The sequence below is a fragment of the Singulisphaera acidiphila DSM 18658 genome, from assembly GCF_000242455.2.
GTDB lineage: Bacteria > Planctomycetota > Planctomycetia > Isosphaerales > Isosphaeraceae > Singulisphaera > Singulisphaera acidiphila.
Genome location: NC_019892.1, coordinates 2,603,885 through 2,629,837, shown reverse-complemented (window position 1 = coordinate 2,629,837; position 25,953 = coordinate 2,603,885). Strand labels below are relative to the sequence as shown.

Annotated in this window: 17 protein-coding genes; 11 read left to right on the top strand and 6 right to left on the bottom strand. The window is 61.8% G+C overall.

What is annotated here, in order from left to right; all coding sequences use genetic code 11:
* The first annotated feature begins 2 nt into the window (after positions 1-2).
* Positions 3-956, top strand: coding sequence for a HEAT repeat domain-containing protein (locus SINAC_RS10465; RefSeq protein WP_015245628.1), 954 nt, complete (start codon positions 3-5; stop codon positions 954-956).
* A gap of 163 nt (positions 957-1,119) precedes the next feature.
* Here SINAC_RS10465 and SINAC_RS39445 read toward each other — a convergent pair whose 3' ends face one another.
* Entirely contained in the window at positions 1,120-2,817 is a 1,698-nt protein-coding gene (locus SINAC_RS39445) for a hypothetical protein (protein ID WP_015245627.1), read from the bottom strand.
* Positions 2,818-3,448: 631 nt separating this feature from the next.
* Positions 3,449-4,162, bottom strand: coding sequence for an alpha/beta hydrolase family protein (locus tag SINAC_RS10455; RefSeq protein WP_081578279.1), 714 nt, complete (start codon positions 4,160-4,162; stop codon positions 3,449-3,451).
* Between SINAC_RS10455 and tnpC the strand changes: the two genes are divergently transcribed.
* On the top strand, positions 4,155-5,609 hold the full coding sequence (gene tnpC, locus SINAC_RS10450) for an IS66 family transposase (protein ID WP_015245510.1): 1,455 nt from the start codon (positions 4,155-4,157) through the stop codon (positions 5,607-5,609). The genes SINAC_RS10455 and tnpC overlap by 8 nt on opposite strands.
* On the opposite strand, the gene SINAC_RS10445 is transcribed toward tnpC, so the two are convergent.
* A complete protein-coding gene (locus tag SINAC_RS10445) occupies positions 5,556-6,158 on the bottom strand; it encodes a hypothetical protein (RefSeq protein ID WP_026011903.1) in 603 nt (200 codons plus the stop codon). The genes tnpC and SINAC_RS10445 overlap by 54 nt on opposite strands.
* 387 nt (positions 6,159-6,545) lie before the next feature.
* Between SINAC_RS10445 and SINAC_RS10440 the strand changes: the two genes are divergently transcribed.
* From SINAC_RS10440 to SINAC_RS10400, 9 genes are all read left to right on the top strand, one after another.
* Entirely contained in the window at positions 6,546-7,082 is a 537-nt protein-coding gene (locus SINAC_RS10440; protein ID WP_015245626.1) for a hypothetical protein, read from the top strand.
* A 256-nt stretch (positions 7,083-7,338) separates the two neighbouring features.
* Positions 7,339-8,550: an acyltransferase family protein gene (locus tag SINAC_RS10435; RefSeq protein WP_015245625.1), complete on the top strand. Its 1,212-nt coding sequence runs from the start codon at positions 7,339-7,341 to the stop codon at positions 8,548-8,550.
* A 73-nt stretch (positions 8,551-8,623) separates the two neighbouring features.
* Entirely contained in the window at positions 8,624-10,135 is a 1,512-nt protein-coding gene (locus tag SINAC_RS10430; protein ID WP_015245624.1) for a carboxypeptidase M32, read from the top strand.
* 217 nt (positions 10,136-10,352) lie between these two features.
* Complete coding sequence (locus SINAC_RS10425; protein WP_020465537.1) at positions 10,353-10,934, top strand: hypothetical protein; 582 nt, start codon at positions 10,353-10,355, stop codon at positions 10,932-10,934.
* 43 nt (positions 10,935-10,977) lie between these two features.
* On the top strand, positions 10,978-12,105 hold the full coding sequence (locus SINAC_RS10420) for an AAA family ATPase (protein WP_015245622.1): 1,128 nt from the start codon (positions 10,978-10,980) through the stop codon (positions 12,103-12,105).
* Between the two features lie 4 nt (positions 12,106-12,109).
* Positions 12,110-12,850, top strand: a complete 741-nt coding sequence (locus tag SINAC_RS10415) for a hypothetical protein (protein WP_015245621.1) — start codon at positions 12,110-12,112, stop codon at positions 12,848-12,850.
* Positions 12,847-15,648 carry a hypothetical protein gene (locus SINAC_RS10410; RefSeq protein WP_015245620.1) on the top strand — a complete coding sequence of 934 codons (2,802 nt, stop codon included), beginning with the start codon at positions 12,847-12,849 and terminating at the stop codon, positions 15,646-15,648. Before SINAC_RS10415 ends, SINAC_RS10410 begins: the two co-directional genes overlap by 4 nt.
* Positions 15,645-18,404 carry a tetratricopeptide repeat protein gene (locus SINAC_RS10405; RefSeq protein ID WP_015245619.1) on the top strand — a complete coding sequence of 920 codons (2,760 nt, stop codon included), beginning with the start codon at positions 15,645-15,647 and terminating at the stop codon, positions 18,402-18,404. Before SINAC_RS10410 ends, SINAC_RS10405 begins: the two co-directional genes overlap by 4 nt.
* Positions 18,405-18,704: 300 nt before the next feature.
* Complete coding sequence (locus SINAC_RS10400; protein ID WP_015245618.1) at positions 18,705-19,538, top strand: leucine-rich repeat domain-containing protein; 834 nt, start codon at positions 18,705-18,707, stop codon at positions 19,536-19,538.
* Positions 19,539-19,669: 131 nt separating this feature from the next.
* Here the strand turns inward: SINAC_RS10400 and SINAC_RS10395 are convergent, their stop codons facing one another.
* The 3 genes from SINAC_RS10395 to SINAC_RS10385 all read right to left on the bottom strand — a co-directional run bounded on the left by SINAC_RS10395 (position 19,670) and on the right by SINAC_RS10385 (position 25,889).
* Positions 19,670-21,019, bottom strand: a complete 1,350-nt coding sequence (locus SINAC_RS10395) for an alkaline phosphatase family protein (protein WP_015245617.1) — start codon at positions 21,017-21,019, stop codon at positions 19,670-19,672.
* A 92-nt stretch (positions 21,020-21,111) separates the two neighbouring features.
* Positions 21,112-24,417 (bottom strand): efflux RND transporter permease subunit, encoded by a 3,306-nt coding sequence (locus tag SINAC_RS10390; protein WP_015245616.1) that lies wholly within the window; start codon positions 24,415-24,417, stop codon positions 21,112-21,114.
* Positions 24,418-24,476: 59 nt separating this feature from the next.
* Positions 24,477-25,889 (bottom strand): efflux RND transporter periplasmic adaptor subunit, encoded by a 1,413-nt coding sequence (locus SINAC_RS10385; protein WP_015245615.1) that lies wholly within the window; start codon positions 25,887-25,889, stop codon positions 24,477-24,479.
* Between the last annotated feature and the right edge of the window lie 64 nt (positions 25,890-25,953).

The window sequence follows — 25,953 nt, the reverse complement described above, 5'->3', positions numbered from 1 at the left end:
TCATGGGCAAAGCTCACCGCTGCGCCACGGTGTTGTTCGTGGCGATGACAGCGATCGACGGAGGGGCCGCCCTATCCTGGAGGTCTGACGCGATGGCAACCGAATCCAACGAGTCGGGACAGGCTCAAGTGATTGCCGCCAAGGTCAACAAAGCCTTCGAGGCGGCGAGGCAGGGCGACTCGACTCTCCTGACCGAATTGCAAGGACTGGGCCCCCACATCATACCGGCCCTCACTCCTTACCTGCACGACCCTGACGAATCGATCAGGCGAGAAGTGGTGATCTTGCTGAAAGTGGTCGATGGTGCGGCTGCGCTCCCCCTCTTGGAGCAGGCCTTGAACGACGAGTCGGCGGACATTCAAGAACGCGCCGCCACGAGTCTCTATGAGCGTGACGATCTTTCCACGATCGTGGCACGGACCACGTTGGGGGTGGCCCTCTGCAAGAGCGTGCGACATGGCAACCCCTCCGCCACCGCCTTGCTCCTGCTCGCCTATTTTCCCGGCAAGGAGGCCGAGAACGTCCTTCGAGCCGGGCAAGCCCAGCCCCCCAGCGAAAAAGTCGCCCTGGAAACGGCTCCGGCCCCCGTTCCGAGGTCACTACCCGCAACCGTCGCCCTCTCGCGGATCGGAGCCCCGGGCGCAAGAAAGCAACTCATCGAGGCCATCCATCGAGGTCGACTCGACGAGCTCACCTTCCTCCTGGCAGTCCTCCGCGAGATCGATGCTCCCGAGGTCTTGCACGAATTGAAGGCAACGCTCGACGACCCGAGAGAAACAGGGAGCGGTGCACCGATCGGGGTCGAGCAGCGTCGTCGACTCTGTGATGATGCCGTCGACGCATTCATCCGCCGCCTCGCGTTAAAGGTCGACTTCAGCCTCTCCGAGGCCAGGCGCTATACCAAGGAAGAGATCGAGAAAGTCCGAGGCTTAATCAATTCCGCAATTCCACATTAGGAATTGCTTGCTTGGAATTGAGAGAAAATCTTATTAGCAAATCTGCATTCATGACTCCGGCCTTTCAAGTCGGCACCAGCCTGCCAATCCCCTGAGGGGCAGGAGCGGCAGGCTGATCTCAAAGACCGGAGATCGTTTCGACGAAACGGGACGGCCGGCCCTCTCAAAGTCCGTCGAGGTCTGCCGCGACGATCCGAACGCGCTGTTTCAGACCAAGCTGCTCGACGATTTCCGGCGTCACGGGCAATTTCAACGATGTCAATGGCGACACACTCAGGCCCCCCAGCGCGGTGAACGGGATCGGTTTCGACGACTCCGCCCCTGCGATGGCCAACCCGCTCACGATCAGCGGCGAACCGTTGTCGACCCGGACGGTATACGTGTCTTTCCCTTTCACCTTCGGCCCCTTGACCAGTTCAGCACGGGCGATCTTGCCAAGTAAGCCTGCCGACATCGCGTCGATGACCTCGGCCGCCTTCGACTCGATCGCTGCTTGGTCGAGGCCGGCGTCGAGCGCGCTGACCGGTATCACCAAGGAACCGAGCGAACTCCAGCTCCGCCCCTGCGCATCCGACTTGGCGAGAGCGACGCTCACCTTGCCCGCTTCAATGGTGAAGCGACAGGACAACGCAGGTCCAGGAGGCGAAGTCGGCACGCCGCGTTCGGGCTTGAGACCAAGCACAAGATGCTTCTGCAACAGCGCGGTCATTGCGGCGGCCAGCGAGTCGGCGTCGGAATCCCGCCTCACTTCCTCCCAGAAGAGATGGCCGGTGTCGGGCGTCCCGGCCGCAACGCCCTCAGCGTTAAGACGCGAGACAAACTGCTTCGCCAACGCAAGCTCCGCTGAATTCGCCCAAGACCGCGAGAGCCGTGCCGCCTGCGTCCAATCGACTCCCGCCGCAACGTTCCAGAGAACAAGCTGAGCCACGGGCTCGGGAACCTTCTCTGCCCCCAGTCGATTCAGGACATGCTCGGTCCGCGTTCCCCGCTTGAGCTGACCGATCTCGCCCAAGCGGAGCCGCTCCCCTTTGGCGGGAACGTTCACCTGCTCGTCGTCCCTCGGCCCGTCAAGACTGATCGCAATCGTCGACAGGCGGCGCGTCTCCTTCACCTTGAGTGTCGTCTCCGGCGCCCGGCCGGCGGGAACGGAGCGGAACCCTCCTCCACGCCCGCCCATACCCATGCCCATTCCACCCGTCCCCATCCCCCCCATACCCATGCCCATTCCGCCGCCGCCCATCATCCCCGACATCAGCGTTGTCTGATCCCAACTATCACGCTCGCCTACCATTGACATGATCAGTCGGCCCACCATCATCATCCCCATCGACGCCGGCATCGTCCCGCTGCTCATCATCCCACCGCCCCCACCCATTCCTCCCATGCCACCACCGCCCATGCCCATGCCACCACCGCCCATGCCGCCCCCCATACCCATACCCATGCCCATCCCGCCGCCGCCTCCGCCACGGCCACCACGCCCGCCGCGACCGCCGCCCCCCATACCACCGAATTGACCGGTGAGCCCGGACGCGACCAGCCCCGGAGGAAGAACCACACGGAGTTTTTTCTGGGTTCGGTTGGTCAGAGAGAGGATCATTCGCCCATCTCCGGTGCCCTCGGCCACCACAGCGAGTTGCCGGGATCGAAGCCCTTCGAGGACGTCGATCGCGACGCTATCCTCGGGCGCAGTCTCCCGGGTTCCCGCCGTGAGCCCCTCCGCTACAGAGTCACCCACGACCTGTTCCTGACCGGGGAGTTCGACGCTTGGAGAGTCGGCAGCAACGACGGGGACCGTTTTGAGCAGGAGGCACGACATGACCAGCGACCCCAAATAAAGCGCACGGACGAGCGAGGCCATCGCTGTCTCCTTTTGCCGGGAAGAGATGGAAGAGTATGAATTCCGAACCAATATCAATCGCCGCCTGCGATCCACCAGCGGGGGCGATCGGACAGGCGGAACAAACCCACGCGCAACGTGATGCCGCGATCAAGCCGGCGAACTTGAGAGATTCGAGGCGCAGGGGTACTCGGCCAAACGGGGATCACGCCCTAGAATGGCATCAACATTGACATCAACATAACGTCTTTACTATTCGTCAACGAGCATTCGTCGTCGGGGCGGCTCGGTTCGTTTGGGCCCGACATCCAATTAGTGCGACAGTCCGAACGAAAATGGTCCCAAAAAATTCAGATCGAGTAACTTTCACACAACTTTTCGAAATTCAGGCAGGCCATGCCAGCCCTGGAAGGGCGAGTGCTTGCCGCCCCAGAGCCGTTCGCGACCGGGCGAGCACACCCGCCCAATCGTAGCGGGAGTGCTCGAAATCACACATGACATGGTAAAGCGCACGAGTCCCAAGGCGCTCCGAAGGGCCGTGGCGATGAACGGCAGCCTTGTTGGGACTACGGAGGACAGATGGCTCAGAACGGCCATGTGGGGAGTGTTGAATTGCTCTCGCCGGTGGGAAGTAGAGCCATGTCTCTGAAGGCTACTTTAGTTCGGCTTCAAACAGTCCGTACGCCTTTTCGCGCATCTCCGAGGGAAAGTCATGGTCGCAGTCCGGGTGCTCAACCTGTAGTCGCGACGGCTGGCCGTAGAGCTGATAGACCTGGCTTGCCGCCGCCGCGACTCGGTCAACGCTCTCGGCGCTGAAGTTCGCGTCGTGCAAGGGAGCAACAATCAGAACATGCCGAGGTGCGAGCGCTCCGACAAGTTCATGGAAGTCGAATGGTATGTCCTTGAGACGATTCCGATAGCCTGACAGCCGCGCCATGTACCGCGTCTGGGCCCAACCTTGCTCGGGCATCCAGAGTGCCTCATTGGCCCCTTTGTAGTCGAGGAACGAGTCCAGTCCACAACTCGAGACCACAACCTGGATCCGGTCGTCGAACAGAGCCGTGTAGATCGCGTTGTGGCCACCGAGCGAGTGTCCGATCGCGCCGACGGCCCCTGGCTTCACAGCGGGGAGCGACTGAAGCAGGTCAATGCCCCGAATATTGTCCCAGACGGCTTTCAGCGTGCCGCTCTGCCAGCCAAGCGCCTTCAGGTCAGGTTGATACTTGGCAAGAAGCGGATAGTTAGGGGCAAGCGTCACGAATCCGCGCTCCGCGAGTTCACTCGCATACTGCCGATTCTTCGTAAGCCTTCCGCCGAATTCAGTTCGTCTTGCAATCTGAGGACCGCTCCATTTCACTATGCCCATGGCAACGACGGGTTCAGACACCCTTGATGTGGCATCCCTGCTGACTGTTCTCGGTCCGCAACTGACGGCCGAGCAAGCCACGCTGATCTTTCAGCAGGGCCAGGAAGCGGTCGTCTTCGCGCTCCTGAACTTGGCCAAGCAACTGGCTGAAAAGAAGGTCGGCGTGCCGATCGGTACGGACCCGTCGGCGCCTTCGGGACAGACTCCGCCTTACGCGAAGCCACCCGCCAAGGGACGGGCCAAACCCAAAGGGGCCAGGCCGGGACATCCCGGCCTGCATCGGCCCGCGCCGACGCGGATCGATCGCCAGGAGGAGCACACCCTCTCGGCCTGTCCCAAGTGTCACGGGCCGGTGCGACCCTGCCGTGGTTCCCGGACCCGCGTCATCGAGGACATCCCCGTCGACATTACGCCGGTGGTCACCGAGCACACGATCCATCGCTCCTGGTGCCCGCACTGCCGCACCACCGTCGAACCGACTGTCCCCGACGCCTTGTCCGGCTCGACCATCGGTCTCCGTGTCGTGGTCCTCTCGGCCTGGCTCCACTACCTGCTGGGGACCACGCTGGCCCAGATCATCGACGTCTTCAATTTCCACCTCCAGTTCAAGCTGTCTTCCGGCGGCCTGATCCAGATGTGGCGGCGGCTGCGGGAAATCCTTCGGGCCTGGTACCTCGAGATTCAGACCCAAGCCCTCGACAGCGCCGTGTTGCACGCCGACGAGACCGGTTGGCGAGTCAACGGCACGACCTACTGGTTGTGGTGTTTCGCCTCGAAGGACGTCACGTATTACATGATTGACCGGCGGCGGGGCAGTCCGGCGTTGAAGCGGTTCTTCAAGAAGGAATTCACCGGTGTGTTGGTCACCGACTTTTGGGGTGCCTACAACACGGTCGTCTGCGAGCAGAAACAGAAATGTCTGCCGCACCTGCTGCGCGACCTGAAGCGGACGCAACATTACCACAAGCCCGGCGGCGACTGGCCGGCGTTTTCCCAGCAATTGAAGCGGTTGATCCGCGACTCGATCCGCCTGAGCAAGCGGCGGAAGGAACTCTCCACGAAGGCGTTCACCTCGCGCCGGCAGCGGTTGGACGGGAGGTTGCGCGAACTGCTGGCCCAACCCTGGGAGCACCAGCACGCCCGCCGCTTGATCAAACGACTGCGGCGGCATGCGTCCGAGTTGTTCACATTCCTGGACCATCCCGAAGTCCCGTTCGACAACAATCACGGCGAGCGTCAAATCCGCCCGGCCGTAATCGCGAGGAAGAACAGCTACGCCAACGGCAGCGAGGACGGGGCCGAGACTCAGGCGATTCTGATGAGCGTCTTCCGCACGCTGAAGCAACGCGGCCACAATCCCGTCTCCGCCGTAACCGAGGCGATTCGCGCCTACCTACGCACCGATGAGTTGCCACCCATGCCCGTGCCCATCGCTGAGTTCCGCTGAAGGCTTACGATTCTTCTTGTTCCCGACACCGACCACTGTGCCATGTCCCACGACATTATCGGTGCCGTGTAGGCAGAGCACGGCGGGGGCCGGCTTTCCTTGGGGGCCGAGAGCCGACTTGGGAATCAAGAGATAGGCGGGAACGCGGGAGCCAGGCTCCGAGGCGTACGTGATCAACCGCCTCACATACCGACCGCAATCCAGTTCCTCCTCGACTTTCATGTCCAACGTACAGCGTTTTTCGAGGCCGGGAAGGGGGCCCATGATCGCTTCCGCCCCCGCGACGATCTTGGCCCGACGCAGCAGCCAGTCATCGACACTCCGCACCGGCTGCGCGTGAGAATCGGCATCGTGATAGAGCCGCAAATTGTCGCGAGGAAGACGCGGAACAGGGGCCGCTGTAACGGCGTCGACAACGGCGACATTGTCACCGGCAAGGCCTGGTCGGAGGGTGTAGGGAGAAGCCAATGAGCAAGCCAGGATCGAAGTCACGACCAGCCCCCGCGAACTTCCCCAGCGCCTTGACTGCTCCGAGTCACGAATCATCATCAATGTTCTCCGGTTTCTATGGATCATGCGGTGGAATGACCGACGCCTGCTTGCGCCCCACTTGAGACGTCAAATCGGATACCAAACCCATGCCCTGCTCAGAAGCAAACCCAGCATGGGGCGGTCGAATCGCCGTTGCAAGTCCTGTCGGTTCAATCGCAAATGCACGGACATCGCCAGCAAAATCGAAGAAATCTAAAAAAACAAACTAATCGGCAAAGTTCGCGTAACTTTTCCTGAAAGGGCCTATTCTGTCTAGATTGCCAGAAATTCTCGTGGTAATGTTTTTGATGGGTTGGTTTTCGACAGAATTGGGACGTCTTGCCATGCGAATGGGTCCCAATCCACCCACCTCCAATGACGTGACATCGAAAGAGGTTAACGAGCATGCGAGTCAAGCACCAATTCCGTCCGTCCGGACAATGGGCCCTCGAAGATCGAATTGCATTGAGCCATGTCTCGGCCATTGTCGACCGTGCCGCGCCCGCTCCGACGGGGCTTCGGGCCACGTTCACCGGTCGATACAACGCGACTCCCGCCGGAATTCCCGGTGGTGAATCCCAGTTAACTCTGTCGGGTTCGGCGCGTGTTCCCGGCCTTGGAAATGCTAAGATTGCGGGCACGCTGGCCTCCAATCCCTCCTTGCCCCCTTCCTCAACCAACACCCACGGGATTTTCACCCTCATTGCGCGTAAGGCAGGGGGAAATATCGTAACCGAAGTGACAGGTCCCACGACCGACCTGACATCACGGACGCCGACCTCCACCCAACTCAATTACACGGTGCTCGCCGCGCCCCCGAAACTCGCCTCCTTGATCGGAACCCAGGGGGTCGCCACCCTGAGCCTGAAGCCGCGGCTGCGGAATTCGCCGGTCGGAGGCCCCGTCTCCGGACAATTCACGCTTCGCGTCGTGCAGAGTTGAATCCGTCGGGCCGCTCGCTGATGAGCCGAGCGGCCCCCCCCTTCGCTTCAAGCCGTGGCCCCACAAATCGTTCATTTCGCCTGGGCCGTACTGAACTGCGTGATCGCCATCGCCCCTACCGGCCGGTCGGAGCCGGGTAGACCAGCCGGGGGTGATTCGATAAATTCAGCTTGAGTGACTCCCGCCCGATGCCAACGGACGTCGAGTCGCACCAACGACGGATCACGAGGCACGCACCACGATCACGGACGATCACATGCGAATTCATCAAGAAGTCGATCGGCCGCATCCGTTCCCGGCAAAAGATTTGCAGGTGGGCAATGGGAGTGCGCCCGCTTCCCTGGCCAAACACTGGACGGTCCTGGATGGTGTCCGCGGCTTGGCCATCTTGCTGGTGATGAGCTATCACTTCACGATGGGCATGTCGGGGCAGAGCTTGTATTCCAGGCTCCTCTTCAAGCTGACGACGGTCGGTTGGTGCGGCGTCAATCTCTTTTTCGTTCTCTCCGGTTTCCTGATCACGGGAATCCTCTACGATACCCGCTCGGCATCGCATCGATTTCGAAACTTTTACATGCGTCGAGCGCTCCGGATTTTCCCGCTCTACTACGGCACGCTCCTGGTCCTGTTCGGACTCCTTCCCTGGATGAACCGATGGACCGATGGATTCAAGGGTATTGAACACGCCTGGCCCTGGCTCTGGACCTACAGCACCAACCTTCTCATCTTGCTTCAAGGCAAATGGTTTCCCTTGAGCCACTTCTGGTCGTTGGCTGTCGAGGAGCACTTTTACCTCGTCTGGCCCCTGGTCGTATTCACTCTGGATCGGAAGTCGTCCGTCCGGGTCTGCCTCGCCCTAATTGCGATCGCCTTCGTAGTCAGGATCGGGCTCGTCCGGCAGGGACTCGTCTTGAGCGCATACACATTGACGCTCAGCCGCATGGATGGGCTCGCGCTCGGGGCCCTTCTTGCGCTGGTGATCCGAGGGGAGCGCGGACTTGATGCCATCGTGCCTCTCGCCAGGAAGGGGGCAACGCTCAGCGGAACCGCTCTCATCTTGCTCGCCCTTTGGCGAGTTGGACTCAGGTTTCATGATTCCATGGTTCAGACTTTGGGCTATTTGTTGCTCGACCTCTTCTTCGCCTCCTTGATCGTCCTGCTCGTGGCCACCACACAGGTGACTCCGCTCACCCGTTTCTTCAATCTGGGCTTCCTGCGATCACTGGGACGCTACAGTTACGGTATCTACGTCTATAACTCGATATTCATCCTCGTTTCCGATGGACTTTCCCTCCCCGCACGAGTGGCGGCCTGGACGGACTCGGTCGCGATCGAACGTGTCGTCTACGTGGCGCTGGCCACGGGTTCCACTCTGTCCATGGCCTGGCTAAGCTGGCATCTTCTCGAGAAGCATTTTCTGAAGCTCAAAGTCTACTTTGAAAGTCGGCCGATCGTTTCGGTCAAGTGACGGATCAACGATTTCGTTTCGGTTCGAGTCGCAGCGGGGTTGACGACCGGCCGATCCGAGGGGGTGAGAGTCGATGCAAGCGGACGCGGCTTATGAAGATTTGATCCGACGCTCCCGTGAGGCCTCGCTGCTGGCGTCGTGCTCATCCCTGCTCGGTTGGGACGAGCAAACGTACATGCCCACGGGAGGGGTCGAGCACCGGAGCCGGCAAATGGCGCTCCTGGCCGGCCTTCATCACGAGAAGGCGACCGACCCGATCATCGGGGAGTTACTCGAACAACTCGACGGCACCCCCTTGGTGCAAGACGCCGATTCCCCGGCCGCGGTCAACATCCGCGAACTGAAGCGCAACTACCAGCGCCTCACCCGACTGCCTCGGTCGCTCGTCGAAGAGATGGCACGAACAGTCTCGATCTCCCAACAGGAGTGGATCACCGCACGCAGCAAAGCCGACTACGCCCACTTTCAACCCTGGCTTGAACGGATCGTTGCGCTCAAACAACGCGAAGCCGAATGCCTGGGCGATGGGACGGCAGATTACGACGCACTCCTCGACGAATATGAGCCAGGTGCGAAGAGTGCAGAGATCGCCGTCTTGTTCGACGCCCTCCGTACCGACCTCGTACCGCTGGTCCGGGCCATCGCCGAGTCCCCGATCAAACCGAACGTCGCGATCCTTCGCGGTGAGTTCCCGGTGGATCGCCAACGGATCTTCGGCGAACTGGTTGCCGGTGCTCTCGGCTTCGATTTCTCAAAGGGCCGGCTCGACACCACGGCCCATCCCTTCTGCAGCGGGATCGGCCCGGGCGACTGCCGGATCACCACCCGTTTCCATCACGACCAATTCGCCGATGCGCTCTTCGGGATCATGCATGAGGTCGGCCACGGCCTCTATGAACAAGGACTCGACCCGGCGCACTTCGGCACCCCCATGGGCGAATCCGTCTCCCTCGGAATCCACGAGTCGCAATCTCGGCTCTGGGAAAACGCGGTTGGACGCAGCCGACCGTTCTGGAGTCACTTCCTGCCGATTGCCCAACGCTTTTTTCCCGAGTCCTTTCCGAACGTCTCGCTCGACGAATTCCACCTCGCGATCAATCGCGTCGAGCCGTCGCTGATTCGAGTCGAAGCCGATGAGGTGACGTACAACCTTCACATCCTCGTCCGCTTCGAATTGGAACGCGAACTGCTCTCAGGTCAATTGACGGCGGCCGACCTCCCGGAGGCCTGGAACCGCAAATATGCCGAGTATCTCGGCATTCGCCCAAGCAACAATGCGGAAGGCTGCCTCCAAGACATTCACTGGAGTGCCGGCCTGTTCGGCTATTTCCCCACATACACCTTGGGCAACATCTTCGCTGCCCAGTTGTTCGCCCAGGCGAACACCGATCTCGGAAACCTGGACAACCTCTTAGGCCAAGGAAACTTTGCTCCACTCCTCGCCTGGCTCCGAGAACGGGTTCATCTCCAAGGCCAACGCTACCGCTCGTCTCGCCTGGTGGAGGTGGTCACCGGCTCCCCGCTGAATCACGCTCCCTTGGTCCAGTCGCTGAAGCAAAAATATGAGCCGCTCTATCGGATCTGATCCTCAGCATCAGTCTTAGACAGGCGTCCACTTGGGGCGATCCGAGTGAACCGGTCGGATGCCCGGGGAGGAGGACTTTCCCGGGCGCGCTCCGGTGCGGTATGCTTGACAATGATTGATGTGATCGGATGGTTCAGGCCCGCCGGGTTGAGACGTCCTTGAAAGAACCGGCCGGCGGGCTCGCCCTTGCTTGTCCAAGGGCAGAAATCGTCGCTCCATGAATTGGCTCGAAGAGTTATTGCCACCTCTGCTTTATGAAGGCCGTCTCGTCTTCCGGCAGAGTCCGCGCATGGACGCATCGAGCCCAGCAGCAAAGCAACTGCTCCAAGTGGCCTTCGACGCCTATCGCCTCGATATCGCCGGGCCTCCGATCGAGTTCGATGCGGGCACGGCCATTGAAGCCAGCTCGCTCGTGATCCGGGCGAGTTGGGCCCTGGTGAATCACGATTCGTCAAGCGCGGAAATCAAGCGATGGGTCGCGATGTCCCACCGTCCGACGACTCCGTCGCATCATCTGACCGCAGACCTCTTGTTTCGATTTCTCCCACAGCTCCGTAAACGGGCGCTGGCGAAACACGAGCCCGATCCCCTTGCGGAACGGCTTGCGACGCTCTTGCGTCATTGGCCGCTGTCGGGAGTCCTCGCCGACCTGGACACAGGGCCGGATTCTCCTCCCGATCTCTGTGGCCATTCCGGGTTGATGCAGCTTTATGCCGAGCGCTGGGCGAAATATCAAAATCCGAATTGGCGGCCCGACGAATCCTTGAACGAATACGTCGATCTTGTGCGAAACGATTGAGCCCGAGCGAAATCTTCGGTGGGAACTTCGAGGACAAGTCGACATGATTGACGACCCGGCTGTACGACTTCGCCACGAGGTCGTCGACGTTCTCAAAGGGCGGTTCGTCGGCCGCGACGAGGTGATTGACCTGATCGCCTTGGCGGTTGTCGCGGGAGAACATCTCTTCTTGCACGGCCCCCCTGGAACCGCCAAGTCCGCCTTGATCCGGCAGTTCGCCGCCACGGTTCAAGGACGCTACTTCGAGTATCTTCTGACCCGGTTCTCTGAACCCAACGAGGTGTTCGGCCCAATCGACCTCGTGCGGCTCCGGGAGGGGACGGTGGCGACCGTCACGACCGGAATGCTCCCGGAAGCGGAGTTCGTCTTCCTGGACGAGTTGTTCAACGCCAACAGCGCGATTTTGAATAACCTGCTCTCGGTTCTCAACGAGCGGGTTTATCGACGCGGCGCCGAGACCCATCGTTTGCCAATGCTCTCGCTCTTCTCGGCCTCCAACCACCTCCCGGAGGATGAGACGCTTCACGCTCTCTTCGATCGATTCCTGTTACGCTGCCACGTCGACCATTTGAAGCGCGATGCGATGCCTCGGCTGCTGGCCGCAGGCTGGGAAATGGAGCGATTCCAAACGACGGATGCCTCGATTTCATCGGCCGACTTGCGCAGCCTCTCCCGGCGGATTTATGACGTCGACCTCTCAAAGATCACGGCTCCTTATTCCGAGCTCATTTTCAAGGTCCGCGACCTTGGCGTTACCCTCTCCGACCGCCGAGCGGTCAAGGTCTTGAAGCTGGTGGCGGCCTCAGCCGTCTTGTGTGGTCGACCGGTGGCTCTGATCGCGGACTTCTGGCCTCTCCGCTATGTCTGGGACCGCGAGGAACAGATCGGCCCACTGGCATCGCTGGTCGAAGCCGTGATCGAGCCCCACGCCGGGGTCGAGCGGGCCCATCCGCTGGCGACCGTCCCCGAACGGCTTGGGGGCGAGGAGATCGCAGGTCAGCTCGACGCCATCAGCGCAACGATCCAGCAAGGGTCGTTGACGCTGACCGCGACCGCGCGGTTTCGTGAACAGGTTGCCGACCTGAGTGACCGTGCAGCCTGGCTCCCCGACGAATCGATGAGACGCCACCTCCTCGAACGAACCAGTCAACTTCTCGGACGGTTGGGTTGAACTGATGGCCCCCACCCTGGACCAGATCTGTTGCGCAAGCGTGCCGCTGCCTCAGCTCGCCACTCTTGCCGGATTCCGCCGCGAGCCGGCCATCCGGATGTTGGTCCGTGGCGACCGTGCCTGGGTGCGGTGGCCGGTCGGGCATCAGGAGGTCTTGCGACGGCTCTTCCCGGTGTCGGGCGTCTGCTTTTTTGCCCGGAATGACAACGACAGGTTCTGGTATGCGCTCGGCCAGCATCTACCGACGTTGGGAATCCCTCGCGAACTTGACGAGGCATCCGTTCCGCTGGCAAGTGCTCTCGTGCCGGCATCGATCGATGTGTCCTTACCGCAACGAGTGGCGCCGCGGCCGGCCCGTATTGAACTCGTCCGCAATGAGGAAGCACGCCCCGCGAGTGCACTACGTTGCCGTTTGAATGCATTGTCCGCGTGGGCCGAGACCGTTCCGTCGTCACGGCTCAAGTCATTACACGCTACCCTAGCGGGCGATCTGGTGATGGTGCTGGGATCAGCCCTCCCCGTTGTCACCGATGGAACGCGGTACTGGGGGACAAAGGTGCTGATCCCGCTCGGATTCCGAACCGATCCCAGCCTGTCGGAAGATGCGATCCGAAGGGCGCTGAACATCGCGTCCGCCGAACTCCTGTGGTTCACCCCCCGCGGTTATGAGGTGGTTTCTTCTTCACTCTTCCGACCGCTGACCCTGGCCGGCATCAGGCTCGCGGGAAGGAGTCTGCAGGCATGAGCCGTGTGGAAGACTACCTGGCAATCTCGGAGAGCTACTGCCGATGGCTTGGCGACCTCCGCTGGTGCCCCACGGGCGAGGCTGTGGAATACGCCTGCGACGGCCCGGAAATCGGCCTGACCTTTGCCATGGCGGCGGAGATCTCGCTTTTCCTCGAAGGCTTTCATTCCTCGGCTCGCCCGATCTCGTTCAGTTTCATCCTTCACTTGCTCCGGCTCCTTGGACTCGGGACACGCATCCAGACCACCACGTCGATTCAAGGTCCGGCGACCCTGGAGCAGGCCTTTCGGGAGTGGGGACTTCCGCTCCGGAACGCAGGCGCTCTCTGTGCTCGGCTCTGCTGCAACGTTCCCCGCGTGCCCGACCCGCCCGACCTGTCGGCACTCCATCTCGCCTTGACCCGGCCTTTGGCCGAACCGTTCGGCGAGCCGCGAACCGGAGTCGCGGTTCTCCCCCCGCTCGATCCTCCTCGTTTTGAACGCTTGATTATTCAAGGGGTCAGCGAACTCACGTCGGACGAACTCCGTCACTGGCTCCGCTATGGCCGAGGAGCGATCCACGAGAGCGTGGCGGAACGGGTAGCCACCCTCCCCCGTCCCAGGACGCTCTCCGCTGTCCTGGCCGCGCTCGAACATCGGCCTCGGCTCGCGGGAACGACGTCGTTGGCCGTCCACCTGGCCGGAGCCTTGACCCTGCCTCCCCGCCGCCTCACCCCGGCCTCGCTACCGATGGGGGGGTACTCGGATGTGGCGACGCGGGGTCAGCCCGAGCGGATCGTTCCGACCCAGCTCGCGCTCGAGGGGGACGAGTTCGTCCGTCGGTTCGCGGAACACGAACTCCTCTTCTACCAACGGGAGGAGCCACGGATTCCGGTGCCGGAAGAGGTCGTGGTTGTGCTCGATCAGGGGGTGCTGACCTGGGGAGCGGTCCGGCTCGTCCTGGGGGCCGCTGCGATGGCGCTGGGGCGGCAGGCAGAGCGTCGGAAGATTCCATTCTCGATCGCCGCGACCAGTCGGGAGGGCCGTGCCGTCGATCCTCGCCAGCTCGACGAAGAGGAGTTGGGGGCGTTGCTCGAGTCCAGTGACCTTTCCCCCGATCCCGGCCTGACGCTCAAGACGATTCTCGAACAACGTGGCGAATCGCGGCTTCGCGACGTCGTGTTGCTGACGCATCCACGAACCCTCCGGGAACCGGCCGTTGTAGCGGCCGCCCGCCGAGTCGAGACTTCGACCCGACTGTTCGCGGTCACAGTCAACGGCGAGGGATGTGTGGCCTTGTCGGAACTTTCTCGAGGAGCGGCCGTCGTCCGATCCACCCTCCGCGTCCCGCTCCCTCGGGAGAATGCCCCTGCTCCGGCTCACGGCACCGAAAACGCAGAGCCAGCAAGCTGGCAAGGTGACATTGAGACACCCGGCTTCCCTTTTGTCCTGGGTGCCCTCGGCCCGATCCCCGGTGGCTTGTTCGACTTCGACGGGTCGGGGAAGTGGATCCTCTTCACCGGACAGCAAGGGCTCTTACACGCGTGTCGGATCGATGGAACGCGTATGGAAATGCTCCCTCGAGTCCTCCTCAAGGGACATCCACTCTCCCGAGTCGAGTCGATCGTGGGAGTTGCGGGCGGGTTCGTTGTCGTCGGCAAGTGCGGATCTGACTATGTCATTGGCTGCTATGATTTCAGTACACGATGCTGTACAGCTCATTCGCTCGGGACGGCAATGGCGACCAAACCCGAATGGTCGTATCTCAGAAGCCATGAGGCCCTCGTCGCCCGGAATTCACTCGGGCCAATCTTCGCGCTGGATCTCAGCGCGCGCCCGGAGGAGTGGCGGTTTCCGCCGCTCAATCCGACGGACCCGGTCTCGAATCGGGCCAAGCGTGCCTTCCACCACGCACGGAGCCATCTTCCGGACCATTCTCTGGCGGTTCCGAGTTTACTTCCCCTCCCCGTTCAGGGATTCGCTCTCCGGCTTCATGAATCAAACGGGGCGATCGACATTCAGAACGGGTCGGGCGTCGTCAAGACGATCATCCCAACCCTCGACGGCCGACCGAGTCTCCAGGGCAACCACATCCTCTCGACTCGGCGGGGGGGAGACGTCATCGTGGCCGTTGTCGCCGATCGAGTGCAGACGTCTCTCGTGTCCCTCCTTTTTTTCTCGACAAGTTCGTTCCGCGTAATCGCCAACGTCCCTTGCTCGCCCAAGGCAATCGGCTTCGCCATCTCGGCCGACGGGCAATACTTCGCACGCAAGTCGAGTAGCCGACACCTCGAAGTCAAGGATGTCACGGGCGAATCAACGCCGATTTATGTTTCCCCGAAAGGACGTTCTCACCAGCGAGTCAACGTCAGGCTGGGAAAATTGGCTTTGGTGATCTACGTGGGCGAGTTTATTCATCTCATACGCTGGGACAGACCTGTTCTCGAGTTAACGCAGGGGCGGGGAAACGTGTCGACCTTTCTGGCTCAGAAGTTCGATGAGCAATCGTTTCGGACCGTTCCCGCCCCTCGCGGTCGATCTCCGCTTACCACGGACTCGAAACGATTTCTTGGGTCATGCTCGTTCTCAGGTCTTTCAGTGCACGTCGACTTCATCGGCCAAGTCTCGGTTCTCGGGAAGACCGGCGAACTCGTGTGCATGTTCTATATGTTTCGCAACCAGCTTGCGGGCTGGATGCCGGACGGGACAAGGATTGGCCCCGCCCATCTGACCGGGGGACCGGCCACCGAGAACGGAGAAGCGAGTTTCAGGACCGCCTTGCAGGAAGCCTCGGGAGTCGAAGGGAGCCAAAGCCCATGAAGGTTCCGCTTCAGCTCAAACGACGCGGCGCGACGGACCCGGCGGTCGCTCTCCTGTTCCTGGGTTCGGAGGCGATCGAGCTATTCCGGCTCTGTGCGCGACTCGAACTGGATCCGACGGGACGGATCCATCCGGTCGACGGGGGATTCCTGATCAAACTCGACGGACCATCGACGCAGCCACTGCCAGGGGTGGTTCGGCTCCGGCGGCCCTCGATTAACCTGTACGTGCCCGTTGATGCCGAACTGGTCCCTGCTCTGCTGGACGACGAGGCCGAGGGACTCGTCCAGGGCCGCGCCCTGGTCTTTCCGCCGTGGGGAGGGGTGCTCAGTTTCGATCCTCGGTATCCTCTCGACCTGAGCCGTTGGCTCACGGCAGACGCTGCGCCTCGCCTCACCTGGCACCCTTTTCCGGAACGCATCGTGCTGGCCGAGAGGATCGAAGAAATCCTTTTGGAGCTCCCTCACGAGTCGCCCGAGACCTGGCTTGAAGCGGGCGAGACGGGAATCGGGACGGAGGTTCCCCGCCCCGATGAAGCAGGTCCGATCTCGACGATGGCGGGCAAGGCGACCCTTGGCGCGGGCCGTAGCCTGATCTGGCTCGGCCAGGCGCTGGGCCTCAAGGGGCTCGCCAGACTGGGGGCGGGATGGGTCGGCGGGGCAATGAACCTGGCCCCTCGATTGAGCGAAGCCGTTCTGGGACGCCAGGCGGCGGCATTGAGGTCGCTCTTACGCGAGTTTCGCGAAGGGGATCTCGAAATGGCTCTCCGTCGTGCTCTGCCTCTTGGCGAGGCTGATCATGGGCGCCGCGAGTCGGTCGGGACCGAAGATCAGTTGCCGCTGAATGCGTTCGCCTACTCGCTCAGCGAACTGCTGGGCATGTCGAGTCGCAAGCCGGCCCGGGTCTGGCTTGGTGCGGACGACGTCCTGAATGAGTTGAAACGCGAGTATCGCAAGGCGGCCGAAGAGGCCGAGCGACGTGGCGACTCCCGCCGCGCGGCCCTGATTTACGGCAAGCTCTTGAAGGACTTTCGAATGGCGGCTCATGCGCTCTCGCGTGCGGAGCTCCATCATGATGCCGCGATCCTGCTTCTGACCAAGCTCGAGGATTGGCGGGGAGCGGCCCGGGAGTTCGAGGCCGCTGGCGAGATCGACCGCGCCTTGCGGTTTTACCAACAAGCCGAGGACCACGAGGCGGCCGGGGATCTTCTCGTTCGCGTCGGCGACATGGACGACGCCCTGATCGAATATCAGCGCGCTGCGGAACGATTGGTCACTTCGGAGGGAGGGCACCTCTCCGCCGGCCGCTTACTGGCATCGAAGGCAAAACGCCCCGACCTCGCGCTGGCCCACTACCTGGTCGGATGGAACCAACGTCCCCAGGGAAATGCGGTTGCCTGTCTCATTGAAGCCACGAACCAATACGCGGAAGCAGGTTCGACGCGAAGCATCATCGGCTTGCTCGATGAAGCGGATGCCTACCTCGCGGACAAGCGGGTCATCGGCGCCGAATGGGACCGGTATTATCACGACCTCGCCCGACTGGCCGGGCGTCCTTCTCTCGAATCGATTCGCGGCGAACTCCACGATCGGGCACGGTTAGGGCTGGCGGCCCGCCTTCGAGAACTGGCTAAAACCGGATCACCCCCGGGGCGGATCGTGTCGGAGGTGTTCGGCAAGCTGGGGATCTGGCCCACCGCGCTCGTCAGGGACGCGGAGTTCGCTGTCAGAGCTGTGGCCAACAAGGCAGGCCCGCTGCCGCGCGAGCGAACCTCGAAACGTGGCGAAACGAGAAAAAATAAGCTCGGGACGAGCCTCGTGACCGCGGCCTGCTCAGCCCCTGGGTCGGATGATCTCTTCCTCGGCTTCGAGGCGGGCGATGTGTATGGCTACCGACCCGAGCGGAACGAGATCGTCCTGGTCGCCTCGGATCCCCACCCTGTCACCGCACTTGCCGCCAGCAGCGACGGCCAGTCCCTGGTCGTCCTGCGCAGCATCGGCCAGGACTCGGGAGTGCTCAGCTCCTACGCGGCATCGCCCGACGGAACCTATCGCCTGATCCTTGGCATGACGGTCGATGACTTGTCCGGTCCCTGGCTCACTCCGATCCTCACGGTCGACGGCGTCGAACTCGTGGGCGTTTGGGATGGCCAAGCCATTTACTACCTGACCGTCAGAACACTCACCTCCTGGGGAAGCAGCTCGCTCACCAGGCCTGATGCAGACCCACCGGCCGGCCTGCTCGTGGCCCGTCCCGGCAAAACAGGGCTGCCGTTCTCGTTGCTGATCCACGACGGACGGGAATGGTGCCTCGTCGAGCCAACCGGCACGACCCGGCATGCCACGGGCCTCGTTTGGAGACCTTCCCAAGCGCAAGGCAACTCCCTGCGCTCGGTCATGCTGGCCTGGAACCAGAGCGATGCCGAGCACCTCGAGCTTGTTGGCCTGGATCGAGAAGGGGCCCTCTTCTGGTCCGCCTTGCGCTTTGAGGAAGGCCTTCTGGATCTGGTCGCCAGCAATCGATCGCTCCGGTCGCGGCCGTGTCTCGCGGCCACCCTGGTTCGTTCTCGCCTGGTTGCGGCGGTGACCGCTTCTCAGGTCGAATGGCTCCGCTGCGGCGCCGACCGGTTCACGGTCACCCACTCGACCCGCGTCGAAATCCCCGAGGCGATCGCCTGTTTTCCGAGCCGAAGGACGGGTGAGCTGATCGTCGTGAGCCGCGATGGATGCCTCGAGCGAATCGCCGTTCCGTGCTGAGCAACGTCACCACGAAGTTCCCGGCCTTCGGGATGCGTCGTTCTCCTGCCGCCCCCCAGAAAAGATGACCGTCGAGCGGGCCTGACGCTTACGACCGAGCCGCTTGCACCGGGCTTGCCCTGCGATCATAATGCGGACCCAGGCTTATTTGAGAGCGATCCCCCACCGCCGCTTCGTGGCTAGACGCGGCTGAACTCCTTCGTCGCGACGCCTCGAACGTACCTCCCGGCCTTCGGGCGGAAGCGCTCCCCTTGCTTCGAGTCGCACCGTTGCGGGCGACTCTCCATCCAGGAGCCTCTCATGAAACGACGCTATGCCGAGACGTGCCTGCTCGCTCTCTTCTCCGGGTTCCTGGCCCAGCCCACGTTCGGCGCAGACCCGCTCATTCCTGATAAGAACCTCGAAGCCGCGATCCAGGCCGTGCTCAAGCACGAACCCAAAGCAGAGCTGACCGAGGCAAAGCTGCAAAACGTCTACGTGCTGGAAGCGCCCGGCAAAGGGATCAGCAATCTGACCGGTCTCGAAAAATGTAAGAATCTCGCCCTGCTCCGACTCTCGAAGAACGAGATCAGCGACCTCAAACCTCTCAAGGGGTTGCCGAATCTCCAGTCCCTCGACCTCGCGGACAATAAGATCGAGGACATTTCCCCGTTGAGTGAGTCGAAAGGTCTCCAGTACCTGGAGCTTTCGGGCAACAAGATTCAGGAACTCCAGCCACTCGCGGGACTGACCAGCCTATCCGCGCTCTATCTCAACAACAACCAGATCAAGGACCTCGCTCCGCTTGCGAACTTGACCAAACTCGCTTCGCTCTGCCTCGGGAAAAACCAGGTAACCGACCTGTCACCGCTCGCCAAGGTGACCAAGCTCTCCCTGCTCGAGCTTCAGGACAACCAGATTGAAGACCTGAATGCGCTCTCCACTCAGACCGATCTCAAGATCTTGCTCCTTGAACGGAACAAGCTCAGCGGCCTCGCTCCGCTCGTGAAGATGGTCAAAGAGGATGCCGCCGGCCCGAAGCGGTTCGCGCCGTTCCTTCGCCTCTATCTGACCGGTAACCCGCTCTCCGACGAGGCGCGTTCCAAAGAGCTCGAAGAGTGCAAGACCGCCGGGGTCCGGATCGAACTGAAATAAACGACGGCTCATTCGCGAAGTGTGCGCTGCTCTCACAACTTTCGATGGTTCTTTACCCGGTTGCGTCTGAGGCGATTCCCTGGTGGAACATGCCCACCAGGGAATCGCCTCATTGCTTCTCACGCGGATGCTCAGTTCCCTTCCGCAAGAATCTCGGAGAGGATCCGGCCGGTGGCTTGCTTCAAGGGAACGCCCAGAATTCGAGCCACCGTCGGCGCAACATCACTATTGTCGAGGCTCTCGAGCTTCACCCCGGTCTTGATGCTCGGCCCCGAGGCGACGAAAATCGCATTCATTTTCGGTTCGGTCGACACGAATCCGTGAGATCCTGTGGGCCCCGCCTTCTTCGACGAGACGAACTCGTCGCCGGTCGCCACGCCACTGACGGTGTAACCGTCCTTGGCCACGAGAATCAGGTCCGCCATATCTTTATGAGTGGCTGGTGTCGGCATCCGGTAACGGGCGAAGTCATCAGGCCCGAGAACGGTCACAATCCCTTCCGCACCTTGAAAGAGACGTCGCACGGCTTCGGCGTCCTGCGTTGCGGTCTCCGGGTTTGTGAGATAGACCAGGCCGGTTCCCCCTTCAGGAACGACCACTGCCCGCGCAGAGGTGATCGTCCCTTTCTCCACCGTGATCAGACCCTCGCGTCGCAGCACCGCGTTCGGCTTGAGCGTCTTCTCGATCGCCGCGAAGCCGTGGTCTGCCACGAGGAAGATGGTCGTTCGATCGCGGAGGCCCGCATCATCGATCGCCTTGACAATCCGTCCCACCATCGCGTCACACAGAGCGGCGGCCGTATAACCAGGGTCGGAGTTCGGGCCGAAACGGTGGTGGGTCGTATCCAGGTTGAGCAGGTGAAGCGCCAGGAGTCTCGGCTTCCGCTGCCGAATGACATGGCAGGCGGCGTCGGTCCAGACCTCGTCGCGAACGATCGATCCGCCGTCCTCGAAATGTCGAAGCACACCCGACTGAGTCAGTTCCTCGACGAGGCGAGGGCTCGAGTGGAGGACGTTGTCCGGCACGTCGGGGAAATTGTCGTCGATCGACGTCGATCCTCGCGTGCAAGGCCAGTTGATCGCTGCGCTGGTCAGGCCGGCCTCTTTGATGACATCAAAGAGAAGCGGGACCTTGACCAATTCCTGCTGTGTCTTCTTTGGGTTCACTCGAACGGTTTTGGTATCACTCAGACGCTCGAGACCGCCGTTGAAAAGCACGCCGTGCTTTTCCGGGTGGACGCCTGTCATCAGCGTCGTGTGGTTCGGCCAGGTGACCGAAGGGTTGGAAACATGCATCCCCTCAACGGCCGCAACCCCTGACTTCGCCAGCCCTCGAATGACAGGCAGCGAGGCGTGGGGATCACTGAAGTAGGACGAGGGAAGGCCGTCGATCGTAATGACCACAACGTTCTGCTCGGCGGCGGACGCCACCGAGCTCAAACTGACGATTACCCCGAAAACAAGCGTCAGAACCTTGGACATCCGCAAACTCCTCGAACTCGATAATCACCCAGTCATCAACGTCCTGAGGGACGAGTATAAACACCGCTGTGGAGGTTCGGCCACAACCCGTCTCAAACGTCCTCCTGGATCGGCTCATCCTCAGAGCTTATCTCGCGCTGTTCGTTTTGCTCCAGGCTATCCCGGACGACCAGAGAATAGAGCGAGGGGACGACGAACAAGGTGGTGAGCATACCGGCAACGATACCACCAATGACCGAACGACCGAGCGGCCCGTTCGCCTCACTGCCGCGACCGAGTGCCAGGGCCATCGGGATCAGAGCGAAGAACGAGGCAAGAGCCGTCATCACGACCGGTCGAACGCGGATCGAGGCGGCCTTGCGGATCGCGGCGTCAGGCGTCAGCCCCTCCTGAACCCGCAGGTTCTGGGCGAAGTCGACCAGAAGCACGGTGTTCGAGACGACGATGCCGACCATGAAAATCACGCCGAGCAATGATTGGACGTTGATCGCCGAGCCGGTGACGAAAAGCATAATGACCACACCGATCAGGCCGAGCGGCACGGCGAACAGAATCACGAGCGGTGTGAGGTACGACTTGAAGAGCCCGGCCATGAGGAAGTAGATCAGCATGGTCGCCAAGATCAGGCCGATCCCGAGGCTGCTGAAAGTCTCCTGCATTCGCGAATACTCGCCGCTCAACTCCATCGAGGCCCCCTTGAGCGGGGTTCTCGCCGGCGCTTGGTCCGACGGGTCGTAGGGAATCCACGAGGCGGTCCCGTTCGACTCACCGAACTCGTTCACCACTTTGGTGACGTCGTCGGCCACGTGCCCGAGGTCCCGTCCATCGACACTCATCGTCAGGTCGATGGTTGACTGGAGGTTCGTGTGCGTGATCTCGGTCGGAACCGAACCCCGACGCAAGGTGGCGAAATTTCGGAGCGGGATTGGCTGGGACTGCTTCGGACTCGTGATCGGAATGTCCAGCAGGGTCTCGACTGAGTCGATGTCCTCCTCAAAATACTGCACACCGACGAAGTACTGATTCCGGCTGACCGGGTCGATCCAGAAGTTCTTCTTGTGGAACTGAATGCTCGAGTTCATCGCGGCGACGACATTCTTCATGACCTCGGCCTGGTTGAGCCCGAGATCGGCAGCCTTGGAGCGGTCGACGTCGATGATGTACTGGGGATAGTCCAACCGCTGGATAATTCGCGCGTCGACGACGCCGTTGACCTGCGTCACCTTACGCTTGACCAACTCCGCGACCTTCCGCGCCTGGGCCATATCCTTGCCGGAGATCCGGATGTTGATCGGCGACGACTTGCCTTCGTTCATGGCGGAGCGAATCATCCCGCCGGCATCGAACGCAAATTCCAGGTCGGAGAACGACCGATCGTTCGCGAAGCCCGCGCGGAGCATCCGGACATACTCTTGCGCAGAGTGGTGGCGATGCTCGACGAGCTGGACCTTGATGACCCCGTCCATCGGTCCGGCGTTGGGAGTGTAAGCGGCCGACAGGTCAGCAACCACGCCAAGCTCGGAAATAATGATCTGCACATCTTTCCCGATCTGATCGCGGACGAATTTTTCGACCCGCGCGATCTTCTTTTCCGTCTCCTCAATGCGGGTACCGCTCGCCGCCCGGGCGTAGATCTCGAAGGCCCCGGCGTCGACTTCGGGAAAGAACTCGCGGCGGAGTTGAGTTCCCAGGAGCGCGAGGACGGCGACCAGGGTCACCAACGAGCCAAGGACGGTCACAAGCCGATACTTCATCACCCGCTCGAGTTGGCGGACGTACCAGCGAATCCCGGTCTCGATCACCCCTTCCCAACGGGCCAGAGCGCTCGAGAACATGCGAGTCAGCACTGCCTTGCGACTCCCGGTCCCAGGGGACTCCGCGTGCCCGGCCTGGTCGACATGACCGTGGCTGGCGTGAGCGCGAAGCCAGCGGGCCGATCGGGAAGGGACGAGGGTCTGCGAGAGCAGGTACGCGGAAATCATCGCGAACGCCACCGACGCCGCCATCGGCCGATAGAGGAACTCGCCCAAGCCGGGCATAAGCGCCAGCGGGGCCAGCACCAAGAGCGTGCAGATACAGGCGACCAGGGCGGGCATCGCCACCTCGCTGGCCCCCAGGTAGGCGGCCTCCTCGGGCGTTGCCCCCAGGCCGAGATGGCGGTGCGTGTTTTCTAAACAGATGATCGCGCTGTCCACGAGGGGACCGATCGAAAGGGCGAGCCCGGCCAAGGTCATCACGTTCACCGTGTTGCCCGTCGCATTCAGGCCGATCATCGCGGCCAGGACCGCAATCGGAATCGTCAGGAAGGCGATGATCGTCATCCGCCAATCGCCGAGGAAGAGGAGGATCACGAGCGAACAGAGCACTGCGCCGAGCACTCCTTCCTCGGCCAAGCTCTCAATCGACTGGCGAACATACACCGACTGATCCATCACAAGCTTCAAGTCGATCCCGCTACGGGTCAACCGTGCCTTCATCGTTTCGAGCGACGATCGGAGCGTGTCCACCACTTGCAGGGTGCTGGCCCCAGCCTGACGAAAGACCGGGACGTAGACCTGACGCTTACCGTTGACCCGCACAATGTTGGTCTGAATAAAGTTGGCGTCCTTGGGGGTCGCCACGTCGGCCAGGTAGGCGGCATTCCCATGCTCGTTACGGAGGGGAATCTGGCCCATGTTCCCTACCAGGTCAAACATCGAGTTCGAGTCGATAGCGTAGTCGGTGGTGCCGAACTTGACGCTGCCGGTCGGAAGGAAAACGTTGTATTCGTCGACCGACTTCAGCACGTCCAGGGGCGACAGATGGCGGGCCTGAAGCTTGACCCGGTCGAGGTAGAGCATGATTGCGCGGACCTTGCCGCCATAAACCAAGGGGGCATTGGCTCCCGGCTGCGACATGATCTGGGGACGGACCTCGTAGCGGCCCGTGTCGAAGAGAGCCGCTTCCCCCTGGTTCGGACTGTCCAGAGCAAGCAAGCAGACCGGAGTGGTCCCCGTCGGGTCGTACGGGAGCACGACCGGCGGAAGCGTCCCGGGGGGCATGGTCGGAAATTCCCAACCGGCCAGGGAGTTCGTCTCGGTCAATGCTCCGCTCGGATTCACATTACTGCGAAAGTAGTCGCGAACGATACTCACGCCGACGATCGAGCGCGACTCGAGCCGCCGGCCCCCGGTCGCCTGGACCACACCACGCTCGAGTCGGGCGGTGATGTTCTTCTCGATGCTGGCCGCAGGCATCCCGCCGTAAAAGACCAGCGTCTGCACCGCCGGGCTACGAAAGACCGGTAAGATGTCGATCGGAATCGAGTAGACGGACAGCGTTCCCAGCACGACGATCGCCAGCGACAACACAGTCACGGCGATCGGATTTTTGAGGGACGATCGAATCAAACCATTCATGGGTCAAACGTCTCCGAAGGGGCGATCCACGACGTCCGCGAGCGTTCGATCCATCGGGCTCAACCGGATACCTTGGGGCTAACCGTCATTCCTGGCTCGAGAACGGCGTTCGAGCGAAGGACCACATCCTCGTCCGGGTTGAGCCCTGAGTCGATTTCGACAAGCGTCCCGTTATCGGCCCCCAACTCCACCTTGATCCGTTGAACCTTCCCCTCGCGGACGACTTGAACCACACCGTCCCGCTTACCTGAGCGTTCCAGAACGCAGGCCGTAGGCAAGGTCAACCGCTCCGAGAGCGATTCCAAGCCAATGCTTGCTCGACCGTACATACCTTCACGGAGTAGTCGGTCGGGGTTCTCCAGGTCGATCTCCACGCGCATCGTCCGCGTCTGATGGTCCTCGGCCTCGGAGATCCGCGACACCTTGCCCCGGAACTCTCGTCCCTGAAGCCCATCGATCGTCACGACGGCCGGGTCTCCGGCATCGGTGAGTACGACGTCGCGATCGGGGATCCGAACGACCACGCGCATCAGGTCCGTCCGCACGACGGTGAGCAGGGGCAACTCACCGCCCCCTGAAGCCGCGCGAACGAACGCGCTGGGATGGAAATTTCGATGCGTGACCACACCGTCGAAGGGTGCGAGAATCTGCGCGTAGCTCAGGTCCACTCGCGCCTTGTCCAACTGGGTCTCGGCCACGCGCACCGCGGCTTGCGCCTCGGCCACATCCGCCTTCGCCTGGACGACCCTCGCCCCAGCGCCGGCGAGCTTGGCCTTGGCGGTCTGCACGGTGAGACGGGCGGTCTTTTCAGCCGCTTTGGCGGCAGCCACCCCATTCAGGTTTTCGTCGACCACGCTCTTCGGGACAGCGCTTCGCTCGAAGAGGCTCCGGATTCGCTCGTACTGACTCTCCGCGAGTCGCAGGCTCGAGACCAGCCGATCGATATCGGACTCGGTCTGGGCCACGGTGGCCACGGCCGACTCACGCTCGGCGTTCATGGCATCGACTTTGGCCTCCGCCTGGAGCGCCTTGGCCTTGGCCTGCTCCAGCATCGCCGCGGCAAACTCTACGGCGTTCTTCTCGCGAGGAACGTCAATCTCGGCCAGCACGTCACCCTTCTTGATCCGCGAACCGATGTCGACCGACTGCGACTTCAAGTAGCCCGAGACCATAGAATAGAGGTCAACCCGCTCGAACGAGTGGACCGAGCCGGGCTGGACCGTCATCCGCTCGATCCCCCCTTTCCTCGGGTGAATGACTTCGACCTCGGGATTTTCGCCCCCCGGTTTCGACGCCGACGCCGTGCTCCCGTGCTCCGAATCCCCTCCCGTCTCCTTTCCGTGACCTGGCATCTGCGACCAGGCGACAACCGCGCCAAGCACAAGCAGGACCGGCAGTGAAAGCCACCACCGGAACGACGATCGCCGCGGCTGCCGTTGCGGCGGACTCATGCCTACAGGGGTGCTCGACATGAGGATTAGTCTCCAAATGACTTGAGGAAGGTAAGGTCTGGGGGGAGAATTTCGGAAGCGGCGT

Bases quoted from the DNA above. Each gene is read 5' to 3' on its own strand.
- SINAC_RS10465 (WP_015245628.1), top strand. From the start codon at position 3: ATGGGCAAAGCTCACCGCTGCGCCACGGTGTTGTTCGTGGCGATGACA.
- SINAC_RS39445 (WP_015245627.1), bottom strand. From the start codon at position 2,817: ATGGCCTCGCTCGTCCGTGCGCTTTATTTGGGGTCGCTGGTCATGTCG.
- tnpC (WP_015245510.1), top strand. From the start codon at position 4,155: ATGCCCATGGCAACGACGGGTTCAGACACCCTTGATGTGGCATCCCTG.
- SINAC_RS10455 (WP_081578279.1), bottom strand. From the start codon at position 4,162: ATGGGCATAGTGAAATGGAGCGGTCCTCAGATTGCAAGACGAACTGAA.
- SINAC_RS10445 (WP_026011903.1), bottom strand. From the start codon at position 6,158: ATGATGATTCGTGACTCGGAGCAGTCAAGGCGCTGGGGAAGTTCGCGG.
- SINAC_RS10440 (WP_015245626.1), top strand. From the start codon at position 6,546: ATGCGAGTCAAGCACCAATTCCGTCCGTCCGGACAATGGGCCCTCGAA.
- SINAC_RS10435 (WP_015245625.1), top strand. From the start codon at position 7,339: ATGCGAATTCATCAAGAAGTCGATCGGCCGCATCCGTTCCCGGCAAAA.
- SINAC_RS10430 (WP_015245624.1), top strand. From the start codon at position 8,624: ATGCAAGCGGACGCGGCTTATGAAGATTTGATCCGACGCTCCCGTGAG.
- SINAC_RS10425 (WP_020465537.1), top strand. From the start codon at position 10,353: ATGAATTGGCTCGAAGAGTTATTGCCACCTCTGCTTTATGAAGGCCGT.
- SINAC_RS10420 (WP_015245622.1), top strand. From the start codon at position 10,978: ATGATTGACGACCCGGCTGTACGACTTCGCCACGAGGTCGTCGACGTT.
- SINAC_RS10415 (WP_015245621.1), top strand. From the start codon at position 12,110: ATGGCCCCCACCCTGGACCAGATCTGTTGCGCAAGCGTGCCGCTGCCT.
- SINAC_RS10410 (WP_015245620.1), top strand. From the start codon at position 12,847: ATGAGCCGTGTGGAAGACTACCTGGCAATCTCGGAGAGCTACTGCCGA.
- SINAC_RS10405 (WP_015245619.1), top strand. From the start codon at position 15,645: ATGAAGGTTCCGCTTCAGCTCAAACGACGCGGCGCGACGGACCCGGCG.
- SINAC_RS10400 (WP_015245618.1), top strand. From the start codon at position 18,705: ATGAAACGACGCTATGCCGAGACGTGCCTGCTCGCTCTCTTCTCCGGG.
- SINAC_RS10395 (WP_015245617.1), bottom strand. From the start codon at position 21,019: ATGTCCAAGGTTCTGACGCTTGTTTTCGGGGTAATCGTCAGTTTGAGC.
- SINAC_RS10390 (WP_015245616.1), bottom strand. From the start codon at position 24,417: ATGAATGGTTTGATTCGATCGTCCCTCAAAAATCCGATCGCCGTGACT.
- SINAC_RS10385 (WP_015245615.1), bottom strand. From the start codon at position 25,889: ATGTCGAGCACCCCTGTAGGCATGAGTCCGCCGCAACGGCAGCCGCGG.